Origin of the sequence: Desulforamulus aquiferis, assembly GCF_030577015.1 — a bacterium.
Taxonomy (GTDB): Bacteria; Bacillota; Desulfotomaculia; order Desulfotomaculales; family Desulfotomaculaceae; genus Desulfotomaculum; species Desulfotomaculum aquiferis.
The window spans coordinates 1-278 of sequence record NZ_JARPTC010000089.1; the positions used below are offsets into that span (position 1 = coordinate 1).

Below are 278 nucleotides of genomic sequence, written 5' to 3' on the forward strand. Positions count from 1 at the left end.
ATGCGCAATATTAATAATAGTTCAGGAAGACTAGTCTTAGGACGAGAGAACCACATTTTATCAGGAAAAGACCATATTACAGACATACTAGGAGGTTTGAGCTTTAAGATATCAGCCTCCTCATTTTTTCAGGTTAACCCCCTTCAGAGGGAAGTCTTATATAATAAGGCCTTAGAATTAGCTAGAATTAAAAATAACGAAACTGTAGTTGATGCCTATTGTGGTATCGGAACAATCGCTCTGTTCTTTGCACACCAGGCAAAACAGGTGATCGGTGT

1 pseudogene is annotated in these 278 nt (G+C 38.5%); it reads left to right on the forward strand.

Annotated elements, in window-relative coordinates:
- Positions 1-96: 96 nt before the first annotated feature.
- Positions 97-278: pseudogene (locus tag P6N53_RS18840) on the forward strand (23S rRNA (uracil(1939)-C(5))-methyltransferase RlmD); the annotation flags it as partial.